The sequence below is a fragment of the Streptomyces mauvecolor genome (assembly GCF_039532965.1).
Classification (GTDB): domain Bacteria; phylum Actinomycetota; class Actinomycetes; order Streptomycetales; family Streptomycetaceae; genus Streptomyces; species Streptomyces violascens.
Genome location: NZ_BAAASQ010000008.1, coordinates 520,745 through 536,281 on the forward strand (window position 1 = coordinate 520,745; position 15,537 = coordinate 536,281).

Below are 15,537 nucleotides of genomic sequence, written 5' to 3' on the forward strand. Positions count from 1 at the left end.
AGCGAATGTGGCGCACGGTGTGGGCGCACACCAGGGTGGGGAGTGCCCCGGGTAAACCCGGTGGGGGTATCGTCGGGCTGGAGCGCAGAGTCGTACGACCCGTACGAGCGAGAGAAGGGCGAGGAAGCCGTGGACCGCGAACGGACGCGCAGGGCGGGGCTTCCTCGGCTGCTCGTGCTGTGTGCCGTCCTGTTCGGCCTCTTCGCCATGCATGGCGCTCCGGCGAATGCCGCAGCGGGCTGCCACGGCGAGACGGCCATGCCGGCGCCCGCGACCGCGCGCATGGCCGCGCCCATGAGTACGGCCCATGCGGACATGCGGGCAGACACACAGACGAGCATGCGGGGGCAGCATCACGCGGCCCCCGTCACCACGGGGACGGGCGGCGAGCTCTGCGTGTCCACCCCTGCTCGGGAGCGGCTGTCGCCGGCCGCGGCCGGTCTCCTCGCCGTGCTCGGCCTGGTGGTCCCCGTCGCATGGGGACTGCGCCGTACGGGCCTGTTCGCCGCGGCGCGGCGTGGACCGCCGCTCGGCGGCAGAGGTCTGCTCCTTCAGGTGTGCGTCGCGCGGACGTGACAGGCGCTGCCCGGCCCGGCCCCCGGTCGGACCGGCGAACTGCCCTGCCCGTTCACGCGTGCCCCAGCACGGGGTCGCCCACCTGGAAAGAACCCTTTGATGTCCATGTGCCTCTCTTCCACTGCCCGTCGCCGCACCCTCGCGGCCGCAGGCACCGTCGCCGCCCTCGCCCTGACGGTGGCGGCCTGCGGTTCCTCGGACAGCTCCAAGTCCGACGGTTCGGCCACGCCCGGCATGAATCACGGGGCCCACAGCGCCCCGTCCTCCAGCGCCTCGTCCCCGGGCGGCGCCTTCAACGACGCGGATGTGACGTTCGCCCAGCAGATGATCCCGCACCACCAGCAGGCCATCGAGATGGCCCGGCTCGCCGACGGCCGCGCCGTCGACTCCGAGGTCAAGAGCCTGGCCTCCGCGATCGAGAAGGCCCAGGACCCCGAGATCAACACGATGAAGGGCTGGCTGAAGTCGTGGGGCAAGCCGCTCCCTTCGGCCTCGGCCGCGTCGTCCATGGGAGACATGCCGGGGATGAACCACGGCCCGTCCGGCACGGCCGGGATGATGTCCGACCAGGACATGAGCGACCTCAAGTCCGCCAAGGGCAAGGACTTCGACAAGAGGTTCGCCCAGCTGATGATCGGCCACCACCAGGGCGCGGTCACCATGGCCAAGGACGAGCAGAAGGACGGCAGCAACCCCGACGCGAAGCGGCTCGCGGGCAATGTCATCGCGGCCCAGAATGCGGAGATCGAGCAGATGAACAAGATCGTCAACCGGCTCAAGTAGCGGTCGTCGGCCGCGGGTTGTCAGCCGCAGGTCGTCGGCTTTCCCTCATCAGCTGTCGGCTGACAGATACCGGATAACAGATATCGGCCGACGGATGGCAGCCGACAAGCGACAGGAAGTGGGTTCCGGGCCCTCGCCGAAGCGAAAGCCCGGAACCCACCCCCTCTCTCTCCTTCTCTCTCCATCCGCCCCTCCTCGCGGAAGGCACGCCCATGGATGCCGTACTGCACGCCCTGCGTATCACCGGCTCCATGACCTGGGAGATCACCTGGGCCCTGGTCCTCGGGTTCGCCCTGTCCGCCGTCGTGCAGGCGGTGGTGCGCAGGTCCACCGTCGTGGCGCTGCTCGGCGACGACCGGCCGCGCACCCTGGCTCTCGCGGCCGGGCTCGGCGCCGCCTCGTCCTCCTGCTCGTACGCCGCCGTTGCGCTCGCCCGCTCGCTGTTCCGCAAGGGCGCGCACTTCACCGCGGCGATGGCTTTCGAGATCGCCTCGACCAACCTCGTCGTCGAACTCGGCGTGATTCTGGCCCTGTTGATGGGCTGGCAGTTCACGGCGGCCGAGTTCGTCGGCGGCCCCCTCATGATCGTGCTGCTCGCGGTGCTGTTCCGGCTCTTCCTCCGCGAGGGGCTGCTGAGCCGGGCCCGCGAACAGGCCGAGCGCGGTCTGGCCGGCTCGATGGAGGGGCATGCCGCGATGGACATGTCCGTACAGAAGGAGGGCTCGTTCGTCCGGCGGCTGTTCTCGGCCGACGGCTTCACCTCCACCGCACACGTCTTCGTCATGGAGTGGGCCGCCATCCTGCGCGATCTCATCATCGGTCTCCTCGTCGCCGGCGCGATCGCCGCTTGGGTGCCGGACGCCTTCTGGCGCACCTTCTTCTTCGACGGGCATCCGCTGGCTGCCAAGCTCTGGGGGCCGCTGATCGGCCCGCTCGTCGCCGTCGCCTCGTTCGTCTGCTCCATCGGCAACGTGCCGCTGGCGGTGGTCCTCTGGAAGGGCGGGATCAGCTTCGGCGGGGTGGTCGCGTTCATCTTCGCGGACCTGTTGATCCTGCCGATCCTCACCATCTACCGGAAGTACTACGGCGCCCGCATGGCCGCCTTCCTGCTCGGCACGTTCTATGTGGCGATGGTCGTCGCCGGGTATGTCGTGGAGTTCGCCTTCGGAGGCCTCGGCCTCGTACCCGACCGGAGCTCGGCCACCATCCCCATGGCGGGTGTGGCCTGGAACTACACGACCTGGCTCAACATGGTGTTCCTCGTGCCGGCAGCAGCCCTGGTCGTACGTTTCTTCCGGACCGGGGGCATGAGGATGCTCAGGATGATGGGTGGGGCGCCCGGCGACTAGTCGGCCTTGTCCGGCGGGTGCGGGGCCGGGCTCAGGATCAGCGGCAGGTAGATGTCGTCGACGATGTCCACGATGACCTCGTCCTCCACGGGCGCGCCGAACAGCAGGAACTGGTTGCGCAGCAGATCCGTCGCGACCGTGGCCCGCCGGGAGGTGAGGACCCACGGCTCGACCTCGCCGCGCTCGACGGCCCGTTCCAGGACGACGTGGACCGCGAGCGGGCGGACGGTGTGGATCCGCTCCCGGATCAGTTCGGCCAGCTCGGGATCGCGGGTCATCTCTCCGAGGAGCCCGCGCATGATCCCGCCGAGCGGGCTGGACATCGTGGCCGCCATCTGCCGCAGCAGGGCCAGGGCGTCACCGCGGACTCCGCCGGTGTCGGGCAGGTCGACCTCGGAGATCTTGCCCAACTTGCAGGCGTCCAGGACCAGTTGGGCCCGGCTCGGCCAGCGGCGGTAGACGGCTGCCTTGCCCGTGCGGGCTCGTGCGGCGACCCGCTCCATGGTCAGCGCCGAGTAGCCCACCTCGGTGAGCTCGTCCAAGGTGGCCCGCAAAATGGCGCTTTCCAGTTCCTCGCCGCGGCGGCGCGGCCCTTTGCGGTGGTCAGCGGGCGGTTCGGTGACCGGGCCGGTGCTGCTGGGCACCCATGCCTCCCGGGTGTGTCCGATAGGGGCCGTTGCGTTCTCTAAGGGGGACAGCTTAGCCTCGCAGTTAGAGAACTGTCCGTTCTTTAATGTCTGAGGTTTCGAGGGATTCGATGACCGACATGACCGAGACCGCCGCAGCGATCCAGACGCGTGAGGCTCCCGCTTTCCCGGCCGACCGCACGTGCCCCTACCAACTTCCCGAGACCTACCGCCAGTTACGCGACGCGCCCGATGCGCTGAACGCCGTGACCCTCTTCGACGGCCGACGGGCCTGGGTGGTCACCCGGCACGAGACGGCGCGCAAGCTGCTCGCCGACCCGCGCCTCTCCTCGGACCGCACCCGCGACGAATTCCCCGCCACGTCGCCGCGCTTCCAGGCCATCCGGGAGGTCCGCCCGGCCTTCATCGGCCTGGATCCGCCCGAACACGGGCCGCGCCGGCGGATGACGATCAGCGAGTTCACCGTCAAGCGCATCAAGGGGATGCGCCCGGACGTCGAGCGCATCGTGCACGGCTTCCTCGACCGGATGCTCGCCGAAGGTCCGCCCGCCGACCTGGTCAGCCAGTTCGCGCTGCCCGTACCGTCCATGGTGATCTGCGAGTTGCTCGGCGTTCCCTACGCCGACCACGACTTCTTCCAGGACGCGAGCAGGCGCCTCGTGCAGGCGACGGACGCGGCCGGTGCGATCGCCGCCCGCGACGACTTCCAGCACTACCTGGACGGGCTGATCACCACCATGCAGGCCAAGCCCGGCCCCGGCCTGCTGAACAACCTGGTGACACGCCAGTTGGCGGCGGGTGAGATCGACCGCGAGGAGCTGATCTCGACCGCGCTGCTGCTGCTCGTCGCCGGCCACGAGACCACGGCCTCGATGACCTCCCTCAGCGTGATCACTCTGCTCGAACACCCCGACCAGCACGCCGCCCTGCGCGCCGACCCCACGCTGCTGCCCGGCGCGGTCGAGGAACTGCTGCGCTACCTCGCCATCGCCGACATCGCGGGCGGTCGCGTCGCCACGGCCGACATCGAGATCGACGGCCAGCTCATCCGCGCCGGAGAGGGCGTGATCGTCACCAACTCCATTGCCAATCGCGACAGTTCGGTGTTCGAGAACCCGGACGTCTTCGATGTGCACCGCTCGGCCCGCCATCACCTGTCCTTCGGGTACGGGGTGCACCAGTGCCTCGGGCAGAACCTGGCCCGCCTCGAACTCGAAGTCATCCTCACCGCGCTCTTCGAGCGCATTCCCACCCTGCGCCTGGCCGTGCCCGTGGATCGGCTGACGCTGCGCCCGGGCACGACGATCCAGGGCGTCAACGAACTCCCGGTCACCTGGTGACCGGGAAGAAGGGAGGCCCCATGCGGGTGTCCGCCGACCGGGACGTCTGCGTCGGCGCCGGACTGTGCGCGCTGACCGCGCCCGGCGTCTTCGACCAGGACGACGACGGTCTCGTGGCTGTGATCACGCCGGACCCCGATCACGCCCAGCAGCCCGCCGCCCGCCAGGCCGGCAACCTCTGTCCGTCCGGCGCCGTCCGGATCAGCGAATAGGTCCCGGCTCCGTCCGGACCGGGCCGCCCAAGCGGCTCCGGTCCGGACGAGCGTCTTCTTCTCACGCTGCCCGCTTCCGCCCCCGACGCGCGGTACGCGCGCGGATCCCGCGGTGTCGGTGGTGGCCCGTCGGGACGGCCGGGGCGACGATGGGCTTCCCGGCCCCCGGGAGCGCCGGCTGGGGGCTTTCCAGTCCGTGAGGAGCGGCCCATGACGACGTACGTACTCATCCCCGGCGCGGACGGCCGGGCCTGGTACTGGCACTTGGTCGTGCCGGAGCTGCGCGGTCGCGGCCATGAGGTGGTCACGATGGATCTGCCGCACGATCCCGCGGCCGGTCTCGCCGAGCACGTCGACGCCGTCGTACGGGCGATCGGTGACCACGAGCACGACCAGAACCGCTCCGGGACGCCGCGCGAGCTGATCCTCGTCGCCCAGTCGCTGGCCGGGTTCTTCGCACCGCTCGTCTGCGAACGCGTCCCCGTCGACGGGCTGATCCTGGTCAATGCCATGATTCCGGCGCCCGGTGAGACCGCGGGCGACTGGTGGGCCGACACCGGGCAGGCCGAGGCGCGTTCGGCGTTCGCCGCGCAGCAAGGTCGCGACCCAGCGGCGGAGTTCGACCTGCTGACCGACTTCTTCCACGACGTGCCGCCCGCGGTGACCGAAGAGGCAATGGCGGCGGGTCCGGCCGGGCCGGCGGCGGCCCTCTTCACCCAGCCCTGGCCGCTGAGCGCCTGGCCGGATGTCCCGACCCGCTTCCTGCAGGGACGCGACGACCGTTTCTTCCCGCTCGACTTCCAGCGCCGCATCGCCAAAGAACGGCTGGGCATCGACATCGAGCCCATCTCCGGCGGACACCTCCTCGCGCTGAGCCGCCCCGCAGAGCTCACCGACGTCATCTGCCGTTGGGACATGACCAGTTGATGGCCAGTCGGCGGGCTACGGCGTCTTGTCGCCCGGCGTTGACCAGAGGTGGTCGAGAGTGTCGACCACCATGCGGCAGACGGTGTCCGGATCCGCGCTGGCCAGTGGCTCGCGCGCCACGACCGTCCGCATGAGCCCGATGCCGAGCAGCCAGGCCATGGCCAGATCCGCCCGCAGGGCACCGTCCTTGGCACCGGAGAGTGCGGCCAGTGCGCTCTGGTACTGCTCGCCCAGCTCCCGCAGCGTCCCGGTCGCCTCGTCGCCGCGCCCTATGGAGCGCAGATAGACCTCCAGGGACCGGTCGGCCGTCCCCGACGCGCTGCTCGTCAGCATCGAACGCAGCGCGGTCTCGAAGAGCTCCTCGGGCGGGGTGGCCCGCAACTGTTCCAGGCCCCCCTGCGCGACGACCTCCGTGAGCAGCCCCTGCTTGGAACCGAAGTACCGGAACAGCAACGCCTGGTTGGCGCCGGCCCGCTCGGCGATCTCGCGGACCGTTGCCCCTTCGTAGCCCCGTTCCGCGAACAGGTCCCGGGCGGCGTCGAGCAGCCGGCGGCGGGTGGCCCCGGCATCACGACGGCGCTCGCCGGCAGCCGAGTCGGGAGCAGCCGAGCCGGGAACAGCCACCTCGGGGGTGGTGGAGTCGGTGGCCGCCGAGCCGGGAGCAGTCGGTTCGGGGGCAACCGATTCGGCAGCAGCGGAACCGGGAGCAGGCCATTTCGGGGAAGCCGAGTCGGGAGCAGTCGATTCAGGGGAAGCCGGGTCGGGGGCTTCGCGCATGGGGCAGGTCCTCTCAGACGGCCCGTCAGGATAACGGCCACAATGCGCCGTTGACCGCCCCCAAGAGCCACCCCTACCGTTGTAAGCAGCTGCTTACATCCGGGAGGCCGCAGTGACGACAGCCGACACCACCCCCCTCGCCTATCCCTTCAACACCTCCGACGGACTCCAGCTCGCCGAGGAGTACGAGCGCGTACGCGAACTGCCGGGTCTGTTACGCGTGCAGCTGCCGTACGGCGAGTCCGCCTGGCTCGTCACCCGCTATGCGGACGCCCGGCTCGTCCTCGGCGACCAGCGCTTCAGCCGGGCCGAAGGAGCCTCGCACGACGAGCCCCGGCAGTCCGAGGGGCAGAACGACAGCGGCATTCTCGGCATGGACCCGCCGGACCACACCCGGCTTCGCTCCCTGGTGGCGCGGGCGTTCACCGTCCGCCAGGTCGAGAAGCTCCGCCCGCAGGTCCGCGAACTCACCGCGAGCCTGCTCGACGACATGGAGGCGGCCGGAGCGCCCGCCGACCTGGTGGACGCCTATGCGCTGCCGCTGCCGGTCGCGGTGATCTGCCGCATGCTCGGCGTGCCCACCGAGGACCGCCCGCGCTTCCGCGTGTGGAGCGACGCGGCCCTGTCCACCAGCTCCCTCACCGCCGCCGAGTTCGAGGCCAACCGAGAGGAACTCCGCGCCTACATGCGCGAGTTGATCGAGCGGCACCGCCGGGATCCGCAGGACGATCTGATGACCGCGCTCATCGAGGCCCGCGACGGCGGTGACCGCCTGACCGAACTCGAACTCGTCGACCTGTGCGTGGCGGTCCTGGTGGCGGGCCACGAGACCACCGCGTCCCAGATCCCCAACTTCACCCTGACGCTGCTGGACCACCCCGACCAGCTGGCACGGCTCAGGGACCGGCCCGAACTCGTCGTGGGCGCGGTGGAGGAACTGCTGCGCTTCGTACCGCTGGGCAGCGGGGCCGGCCAGGCCCGGTACGCCACCGAGGACGTCGAGGTGGGCGGCACCCTGGTGCGGGCCGGCACCCCGGTCCTGGTCGCGATGGGCGCCGCCAACCGCGACGCGCTCCGCTTCACCGCGCCCGGTGTGCTCGACATCGCCCGCGAGGGCAACCAGCACCTCGGTTTCGGCCACGGAGTCCACCACTGCCTGGGCGCCCCGCTGGCCCGCCTCGAACTCCAGGAAGCCCTCGGCGCCCTCATCACCCGCTTCCCCGGGCTGAAACTGGCCGGCGACGTGACCTGGAAGTCCGAGATGCTGGTTCGTGGCCCGCGCGTCATGCCGGTCGCGTGGTGACCGCCATGCCTTGGACCGTACGCGTGGACCCGCAGCTCTGCCTGGCCTCGGGCATGTGCGCGGGAGCGGCCCCCGACGTGTTCGCACTGGACGGCGAGCACGCGCGTGTGCTGCCGGACGGCATCGAGCCGGACGAACGCATCCTCGACGTCGCCGACGCCTGCCCCGCCCAGGCGATCACGGTGCACGACGGGAGCGCCGTCGTCGGACCCCGTTGCGACTGACCGACGCCGCAGCGACGGGGCCGCGTGGGCGCGGGCGACTACTCGAAGCGCGAGGTGTCGCCCGCTCCCCGGCGCACGATCTCCATCTCCCCGCCCGAGAAGTCGATGACGGTCGTCGGCTCGGTACCGCAGTCCCCGGAGTCGAGGACCGCGTCCACCACATGGTCGAGGCGCTCCTTGATCTCCCAGCCCTGCGTCATCGGCTCGTCCTCGTCGGGCAGGAGCAGCGTGCTGGAAAGCAGCGGTTCGCCGAGGTCGGCGAGCAGGGCCTGAGCGACGGCGTGGTCGGGGATCCGCACACCGACCGTCTTCTTCTTCGGGTGCAGCAGCTGGCGCGGCACCTCCCTCGTCGCGGGCAGGATGAAGGTGTAACTGCCGGGCGTCGCGGCCTTGATGGCACGGAACACGTCGTTGTCGATCTGTACGAACTGACCCAGCTGCGCAAAGTTCTGGCACACCAGGGTGAAGTGATGGCGGTCGTCCAGCTCGCGGATCGACCGGATCCGGTTGATGCCGTCACGACTGCCCAGCTGGCACCCCAGCGCGTAGCACGAATCCGTCGGGTACGCGACGAGCGCGCCGGAACGGATGCTGTCCGCCACACTGCTGATGGTGCGCCGCTGAGGGTTCTCGGGGTGCACGTCGAAGTACTTTGCCATCCGCCGAGTCTACGGTCCGGGCGCCTGGGTCCCCGGGCGCCCGGTTCCGGCGGTTTCGAGGTGTCGGCGCGGGGCCGCCCCCAACGGCCCCGCGCCAAGGGTCATCCCAGTGTGCCGCCCCGGAGGCCGAGTACGAGGTCGTGGGGCAGGCCGTGGGTGTCGTGGAGGTAGCTGTAGTCGCCGTCGGTGAGCGGACCGGAGTAGCGGGGCCGGGACAGGACGCGGCGGCCTCGTTCGAGGAGCCGGGTGAAGCGCCGTTCCTCGTCGAGCAGTACGTCGCGGACCGGGCCGCTGTGCCCGCGCTGCCCGAAGTGGTCCAGCGTGTGACGGACCAGGTCTTCGGGCAGGTCGCCGAGCGTGCGGGACGGATCGATGCGCCACAGTGTGGTGAGCACCCGCCGGATCAGCCGCCGCAGGACGTATCCGCGCCCGGTGTTGGACGGCAGGACGCCGTCGCCGATCACGGCGATGCTCGACCGCAGATGGTCGCAGACCAGCCGCACCGACTGCCCTTCCAGCCGCCAGAGCGACGGCACCGAGCCCAGCCACGGCTCGAACAGGTCGGTCTCGAAGACCGATCCCTTGCCCTGGAGGACGGAGACGAGCCGTTCGAGACCGAGCCCGGTGTCGACGGTCGGCCGGGGCAACACGTCGAGGGTGCCGTCGCCGCGGCGGCGGTAGCGCATCATCACGTGGTTCCACACCTCCACCCATCGCCCGTCTCCGGTCGGTGTGGAGCGCGGCGGTGTGTCGCCCGTCCAGATGAAGATCTCCGAGTCCGGACCGCAGGGGCCGGTGGGGCCGTTGGACCACCAGTTCTCCTCGGTGGTCAGCTCGACCGGCACCCCGAGCTCCTGCCACATGCGCAGCGATTCGGTGTCGGGGCCCGAGTGCTCGTCGCCGCCGAAGACCGTGGCGTACAACAGGCCCGGATCGACGCCGAAGCCGTTGACCAGCAGGTCGTGGCCCCAGGTGAGGCTCTGGGAGCTTCCGTAGTCGCCGAGGGACCAGGTGCCGAGCATCTCGAAGACCGTCAGGTGGGTGTCGTCGCCGACCTCCTCCAGGTCGGTGGTGCGAAGACAGCGCTGGACGTTGACCAGGCGCCGGCCGAGCGGGTGGGGCCGGCCCTCCAGATAGGGGGTGAGCGGATGCATGCCGGAGGTGGTGAACAGCACGGGGTCACCGGGCGGCGGCAGCAGGGACGACCCTGTGATGCGCCGGTGGCCCCGGTCCTCGAAGTACTCGACGAAGGTGCGGACGACACGCTCGGTGTTCATGGTGTTCATGGCTGCGGTTCCTTGGCTGTGGGGCAGCCGGAAAAGGACCGCGGACACGGGACGCGACAGAGATCCAGAAGGAGGAATCCAGGACTGGGATTCCGGACCATGAATCCGACGATCCACCGGCGGGCCGTTTCCGGTCGCCGGGGGGAGTGGGGAATGAGGTCAGGCGGCGGCAACCGGCGAGCTGGTCGCTCGCGCGGTGGCGCTGTCGATACGGCTGATGACCTTCATGCCGTCCACGGTAACGGGCGGGCGGCCGACGTGCACACGAATTCCTTTCGGGGCGGTGGAGCGGTCGCTGTAGTGGTCGAAGCCGGTGGTCAGCGGCGCTCGGCCGCACCCGGCCCCGCCGCGGGGCCGGGTGCGCGGATGGCCGGGCGGCTCGCAGCACCTACTTCACGAACCGCACCCCGGGGAAGCGGACGGAGGGCCGTGGAGCCCCCGCTTCGGGGGTTCGGATTTTCCGAACCCCCTGACCACCCGGACTTTGGCCTCTACCGCCCCTCTCCTACCCGCACCACAATCTTCCCGGTGTGGGTGTTGGACTCCATCAGCCGGTGCGCGTCGCCGATGCGCTCCAGGCTGTCGAAGGTCTCGGCGATCACGGGATCCAGCGCGCCGCTCGTCAGGCCCGAGCCGATGAAGGCGGCGGCACGGCGGCGGAACTCCGGGTCACGGGTGAGCGTGCCGTTGGCGTACGTGTGGACGGTGAGCGGCCAGTTCATCGACAGCTCGGCCGGGCGCCGGTCCAGCCAGCCGTACAGGATCGCGGTTCCGCCCGGCGCCAGGGCGTCGCCGAGGGCCGCGAAGCCAGGGCCGCCCACCGCGTCGAAGACCATCCGGGCGCCCGCGCCGCCCGTGACCCGCCTGACCTCCTTCACCAGGTCCTCGGTGTCCGTAGTGATCACATGGGCCGCGCCGAGCTCCAGCAGCCCGGGGCGCTTGGCCTCGCCGCGCGTGGTGGCGATGGGGATCGCGCCCAGCCGCAGGGCCGTTTGGACAGCGGCCGTACCGACACCACTGGACGCACCCGTGATCACCACATGGTCACCGGGGGCGAGCCCGCCGGTCTCCACCATGCCGCCGTACGCGGTTGTGTAGGCCAGCCACATGGCAGCGGAGGTCACCGCGTCCGCACCGTCCGGGCCGCGCACCACGGACTCCTCGGGCAGGACGATGTGTTCGGCATACACCCCGTGGACGCCGAAGTCGAAGTTGGCCGCGGACATCACCGCGTCGCCCGGCGCGAACGCGGTCACGTTCTCGCCGACCGACTCGACCACCCCGGCCGCCTCATAGCCGAGCCGCGAGCCGGGCAGCGTCGGCGGGTAGTAGTAGGCGCCCGCGCGGAACAGGGCTTCGGCCCGGTTCAGGCCGATCGCCTCCACCCGGATGAGGACCTCGCCGGGTCCGGGCTGTGCCAGCGGCACGTCCTCGACACTCAGCACCTCGGGCCCTCCCGTCTCATGGAACAGCACGGCTCGGGTGAACGCCTTCTCGTCAAATGGCGTATGTGCATCGGGAGTTGAAGTATTGGTTTCTGAGTTGCTCACTGCGTTGGTGGTATCCATGGGAACGACCGTACGGACGCGGCGAGGGACGATCCATATCCCAGAACCTCCCATTCATGTCCGATCGTCTTCCACTCGCCCCCGGCCGCTGCGCTAGGGTGCCGTGATGGACGTACTGAGTGATGCGATCGCCGCCATGCGCACTGGGCGCCCGCATTCGTCGCGCACCGTCAAGCGCGGACCCTGGGGTGTGCGGTTCCCCGCCTCCGACGGTGCCGGATTCCATGTGGTGCTCCAGGGCTCGGCCTGGCTGCTGCCGCCCGACGGCGGTGAACCCGTGCGGCTCGGGGTCGGCGATGTCGTCTTCCTCGCTCACGGATACGGCCACGGTCTCGCCGACCATCCAGAAACGCCTTTGGAGGAAGCCGAGTTGGATCCGGACGGCTCTTGGCCGAAGTTGCGCCACCGCGGGCCGGTCCGGGGTGACGACACGCTCATGCTGTGCGGCGCCTACCAGTTGAACAAGGCGCGGGCCCACCCGCTGCTCACCGACCTTCCGCCCTGCATCCACCTCCCGGCCCGCCTCGGCGCCCACGACCGGCTGCGTGCGGCCGTCGACCTGCTCGGAGCCGAACTGGCCGACCCCCAGCCCGGATCCGACGCCATCGTGCTCGCACTCCTCGACACCCTGCTGCTGTATTTGCTGCGCAGTTGGTGGCTGGCCGAGCGTCCCGAGGGGCCGACCGGGTGGGCGGCCGCCCTCAGCGACCCGGCCATCACGGCCGCGCTGCAAGCCATGCACAGTGACCCGTCCAGGCCCTGGACGGTCGAGGAACTCGGCGCACGGGCCTCGCTCTCGCGCGCCGCCTTCGCCCGCCGGTTCACGGCGCTCGTCGGCCGGCCCCCGCTCGCCTATCTGACCTGGTGGCGCATGACGACGGCGGGCCGACTGCTGCGGACGAGCGACGCCCCACTGGGAGCGGTGGCCGAACAGGCCGGTTATGCCTCCGAGTTCGCCTTCGCGAAAGCCTTCAAGCGGGAGTACGGCGTGGCGCCCGGCCGGTACCGCAAGCAGGTGAGCACGGCCTGATCCGTCAGCGGCGGCAAGGCGGGCCCGGCGAGTGAGGGGGCTCACCTGGTGGGGGGAGTACCAGGGAACCGCCGTCCCACTCGCCGGGCGCCTTCCCGGTGGCGGCACAGGCTGCCTGCAACTCCCGCGACGGCTGCCCTGCCAGTGATGGTGCGCACCGGGAGAGGTGGTGGTGTGTTGGGGGCCGATCGGCCGGGACCGCTCTTGCCGCCAGGAAGACCGGTCTCTCGATCCTGCCCTCACCATCGCAGCGGGCAGGGGCCCTGTACAGGTCGATTCTGGACGGGGATGGGCCGTGCTCCCGTGTGTCCGAGATGCGTCAACTAACGTCGGCAGTAAGGCTGTTGAGCCGATCGTACGAGGCGTGTTCGCGGCGCGGACGTGCGAAGCCTCCTCGGCGGGTCAAGCCTTCTCGGTGTCCTGCGCGGCCCGCTCGGCCGCCTCGACCTGGGCGGCGAACTCCTTGGCGGACAAGCGTTGCAGGGTGCCGTCGTGGCGCCGGGCCAGCTCGTCGGCGGGCTGCCGCGAGGACTCGTGCAGATCGACGACCAGCATGGACATGCCGTCCTCGACCCTGCTGCTGAGCACGATGAGGCCGGCGCCGTCCTCCAGGAGCTGACGGTTCTCCGCCGCGTTGGCCAGTGTGGCCCCTGCCGCGCTGCCCAACAGCACGCCGATCGGGCCGCCGAGCAGCCCCACCAGGCCGCCGACCAGACCGCCGCCCACCGTGGGCACCCCGGCGCCGCGCACATGGTTGTCCGGCACGTCGAGCAGCCCATCGGCCGAGCGCTCCAGAATGGCCGCCTGGCGCAGGCCCGGCAGCGACACGGCTTCCGCGAAGGCCGACCGGCAGCGCGCCGGATCGGTGAACGAGACCAGCAGAACATGGTGGGTGTCCGCCATGGCGGGTGTGCTCCCTCGTCGTGTGACGCGCGGCTGTCGGCACTCCCAGTGGAACGCCCGCCCGACGGCCCCGCCAGGCGGGCACGGCCGTCGGAGTACCGGGCCGCCCACCGCGGGGCCGTCGAGCAGTCTCGCCGTGCCGCTACTTGCCCGGGTGGGCCAGGATCAGCTCGGTGTTGTGATCGGCGGAGGAACCGAGCCTGGCGGCCGGGGTGGCGTACGGGTCGTTGTACGACAGCTCGCGGTACAGGGCCGCCAGACCCCGGTCGGAGGTGTCCGCGAAGTCCGTCGTATAGGGCGCGGCGGACTCGATGAGGGTGGTGAACAGCGACAGGGTGCCGTCGCCGTTGTCGGCTATCTCGATGATCCGGGCGTGCTGCGGGTAGTCGACGTGGGACGCGGTGTTGATCTCCCAGAAGGCGCGCTCGGGGACCGCGTGGCCGTGCGGGGTGATGCGGTTCTCGTGGGTGTGGCCGTTGACCCAGGCCACCACGTTCGGATAGCGCTGGAGCAGCGAGACCAGGGCATTGCCGTCGTGGCGCCCCTCGAAGGGGTGGTACGGGTCGGGCAGCAGGTTGCCCATCGTGGTGCTGGTGTGGTGGCTGAACAGGACGACGAGCGAGTCGTTCGATCCGCCGCGCACCACGTGCCCGTCGCTGTCGTACCAGCGGCTGCTGTGCGACTTCAGCACCGACTCCAGCCAGTTGAGCTGCGCCGTGCCGAGCGAACCGTCCGCGAAACCGGCCCTGTTGGTGGTGTCCAGGCTGATGCCGAGCACGCCGCTCGCGAGCGGGAACGTGTAGTACAGGTGCCCGCTGCTCGCCGCGTCCGAGGTGAAGCCGTGGCCGACCGGCCCGGCACCGGTGTACGCCGGGTTCAGGTGCGCCTTGGCGAACTCGGCCGGGGTGAAGGGGCGACGGCGCTCGTCGGGGGTGACCTTGCGTATCGCACCGCCGTTGCCCAGCAGCTTCCCCAGCAGGATCACGGCCTGGGCCGGGTCGTGCTGCAGGGCGTAGGCGAGCTTGGCCGCGGTGGCGTCGTCGATACCCTCGATCTTCCGGTCCCCGGTGTACAGGTCGTTGAGCAGGCCGAGATCGGGCAGGCTGCCCTCGATGCTGTCGTCGTGGTTGCCGACGGTCGTGTACCAGGGCACGCTCAGGCCCGGCGCGTCGAAGGGGCGGCCCGCGCCCGACAGGAAGCCGGGGATCTGCGGGAGCCCCTTGGCCTTGTAGGTGTCCTGGAAGGACGACTCCGGGTTCCAGTAGGCCGCGCTGCCCGAGTTCTGCACGCCCTCGTAGCGCGAGGGGTCGCCGCTGCTCGGGGTGATCCGGCCGCCGCTCATCACGGACAAGTACCAGTCGAGCTCGACGAGTTCGTGGTTGTCGGTGTTGTCGCCGGTGGCCATCACCATCCCGAACGGCATCCCCGTGTACGGACCTTGGCGCACCGAGTTGACCCGCTCGACCAGCGACGAGGCACCCCGCACCGTCAGGGCTTCCTGCGGGCGGTGCGCGCTGTCGTTGTACTGGGCCAGGTACTCGAACCGCACCGGCGACTCGGTGTCCGCCAGGTGCAGGTCGGTGAACTGGACGAAGGAGGCGAGCCCGGTCCGCCGGTCGTCCCGGCCCGAACCTGCCGCGGCCAGCTCACCACGGACCACCAGCGGCCAGCCCGGGCCGGCCACGAGGCGCTTGTACGAGCCGCTGCCCACCGGCATCGCGGCCTGTTCCAGCGTGGTTCCGCCGACGCGTACCGCCCGCGCGGCCGTGGCTGCCAGCGCCCGGTCCTGCGCCGTCGCCGACCACAGAGCGGCCCCTGCGGCAACGGCGGACATCCTGGAAACGAACTGACGGCGGTTCATCCCGCGCATGGGTATCCCCCTGATGGCACTGACAGTTGAGGGCACGGCAGCTTTCGGCCACGACCGTGCGGCCACACACTACTGGCGGGTAG

At 70.5% G+C, this 15,537-nt stretch carries 16 protein-coding genes; 9 read left to right on the plus strand and 7 right to left on the minus strand.

The features are described 5' to 3' along the window. Nucleotides 1-60 precede the first annotated feature (60 nt). The 3 genes from ABD346_RS10255 to ABD346_RS10265 all read left to right on the plus strand — a co-directional run bounded on the left by ABD346_RS10255 (nt 61) and on the right by ABD346_RS10265 (nt 2,708). Nucleotides 61-576, plus strand: coding sequence for a hypothetical protein (locus ABD346_RS10255; RefSeq protein WP_344373936.1), 516 nt, complete (start codon nt 61-63; stop codon nt 574-576). A 99-nt stretch (nt 577-675) separates the two neighbouring features. Continuing rightward, complete coding sequence (locus tag ABD346_RS10260) at nt 676-1,359, plus strand: DUF305 domain-containing protein (RefSeq protein ID WP_344373938.1); 684 nt, start codon at nt 676-678, stop codon at nt 1,357-1,359. Between the two features lie 212 nt (nt 1,360-1,571). Further along, nucleotides 1,572-2,708, plus strand: coding sequence for a permease (locus ABD346_RS10265; RefSeq protein ID WP_344373939.1), 1,137 nt, complete (start codon nt 1,572-1,574; stop codon nt 2,706-2,708). On the opposite strand, the gene ABD346_RS10270 is transcribed toward ABD346_RS10265, so the two are convergent. Beyond that, complete coding sequence (locus ABD346_RS10270; protein ID WP_344373940.1) at nt 2,705-3,352, minus strand: TetR/AcrR family transcriptional regulator; 648 nt, start codon at nt 3,350-3,352, stop codon at nt 2,705-2,707. The two genes, ABD346_RS10265 and ABD346_RS10270, sit on opposite strands and share 4 nt — an antisense overlap. A 122-nt stretch (nt 3,353-3,474) precedes the next feature. On the opposite strand from ABD346_RS10270, the gene ABD346_RS10275 reads away from it, so the two are divergent. From ABD346_RS10275 to ABD346_RS10285, 3 genes are all read left to right on the plus strand, one after another. Then, on the plus strand, nt 3,475-4,695 hold the full coding sequence (locus ABD346_RS10275; protein WP_344373941.1) for a cytochrome P450: 1,221 nt from the start codon (nt 3,475-3,477) through the stop codon (nt 4,693-4,695). Between the two features lie 20 nt (nt 4,696-4,715). After that, a complete protein-coding gene (locus tag ABD346_RS10280; protein ID WP_344373942.1) occupies nt 4,716-4,907 on the plus strand; it encodes a ferredoxin in 192 nt (63 codons plus the stop codon). 210 nt (nt 4,908-5,117) lie between these two features. After that, nucleotides 5,118-5,834 (plus strand): alpha/beta fold hydrolase, encoded by a 717-nt coding sequence (locus tag ABD346_RS10285; RefSeq protein ID WP_344373943.1) that lies wholly within the window; start codon nt 5,118-5,120, stop codon nt 5,832-5,834. Nucleotides 5,835-5,849: 15 nt separating this feature from the next. Here the strand turns inward: ABD346_RS10285 and ABD346_RS10290 are convergent, their stop codons facing one another. Continuing rightward, nucleotides 5,850-6,458, minus strand: coding sequence for a TetR/AcrR family transcriptional regulator (locus ABD346_RS10290; RefSeq protein WP_344373944.1), 609 nt, complete (start codon nt 6,456-6,458; stop codon nt 5,850-5,852). Nucleotides 6,459-6,723: 265 nt separating this feature from the next. Here ABD346_RS10290 and ABD346_RS10295 point away from each other — a divergent pair, with 265 nt between their 5' ends. After that, the gene (locus ABD346_RS10295; RefSeq protein WP_344373945.1) at nt 6,724-7,914 is read left to right on the plus strand and encodes a cytochrome P450; all 1,191 of its coding nucleotides are present in this window, start codon (nt 6,724-6,726) and stop codon (nt 7,912-7,914) included. A 5-nt stretch (nt 7,915-7,919) separates the two neighbouring features. Next, entirely contained in the window at nt 7,920-8,138 is a 219-nt protein-coding gene (locus tag ABD346_RS10300; RefSeq protein ID WP_344373946.1) for a ferredoxin, read from the plus strand. A 38-nt stretch (nt 8,139-8,176) separates the two neighbouring features. Here the strand turns inward: ABD346_RS10300 and ABD346_RS10305 are convergent, their stop codons facing one another. From ABD346_RS10305 to ABD346_RS10315, 3 genes are all read right to left on the minus strand, one after another. Further along, a complete protein-coding gene (locus ABD346_RS10305; protein ID WP_344373947.1) occupies nt 8,177-8,797 on the minus strand; it encodes an L-threonylcarbamoyladenylate synthase in 621 nt (206 codons plus the stop codon). 101 nt (nt 8,798-8,898) lie between these two features. Then, on the minus strand, nt 8,899-10,074 hold the full coding sequence (locus tag ABD346_RS10310; protein WP_344374457.1) for an alanine--tRNA ligase-related protein: 1,176 nt from the start codon (nt 10,072-10,074) through the stop codon (nt 8,899-8,901). 500 nt (nt 10,075-10,574) lie between these two features. Continuing rightward, on the minus strand, nt 10,575-11,510 hold the full coding sequence (locus tag ABD346_RS10315) for a zinc-dependent alcohol dehydrogenase family protein (protein ID WP_344374458.1): 936 nt from the start codon (nt 11,508-11,510) through the stop codon (nt 10,575-10,577). A gap of 247 nt (nt 11,511-11,757) precedes the next feature. Here ABD346_RS10315 and ABD346_RS10320 point away from each other — a divergent pair, with 247 nt between their 5' ends. Further along, nucleotides 11,758-12,681 (plus strand): AraC family transcriptional regulator, encoded by a 924-nt coding sequence (locus ABD346_RS10320; RefSeq protein WP_344373948.1) that lies wholly within the window; start codon nt 11,758-11,760, stop codon nt 12,679-12,681. A gap of 402 nt (nt 12,682-13,083) precedes the next feature. Here ABD346_RS10320 and ABD346_RS10325 read toward each other — a convergent pair whose 3' ends face one another. Both ABD346_RS10325 and ABD346_RS10330 read right to left on the minus strand, forming a co-directional pair. Continuing rightward, nucleotides 13,084-13,584 (minus strand): histidine kinase, encoded by a 501-nt coding sequence (locus tag ABD346_RS10325; protein ID WP_344373949.1) that lies wholly within the window; start codon nt 13,582-13,584, stop codon nt 13,084-13,086. 142 nt (nt 13,585-13,726) lie between these two features. Next, nucleotides 13,727-15,454, minus strand: coding sequence for a TIGR03767 family metallophosphoesterase (locus ABD346_RS10330; protein WP_381228623.1), 1,728 nt, complete (start codon nt 15,452-15,454; stop codon nt 13,727-13,729). Between the last annotated feature and the right edge of the window lie 83 nt (nt 15,455-15,537).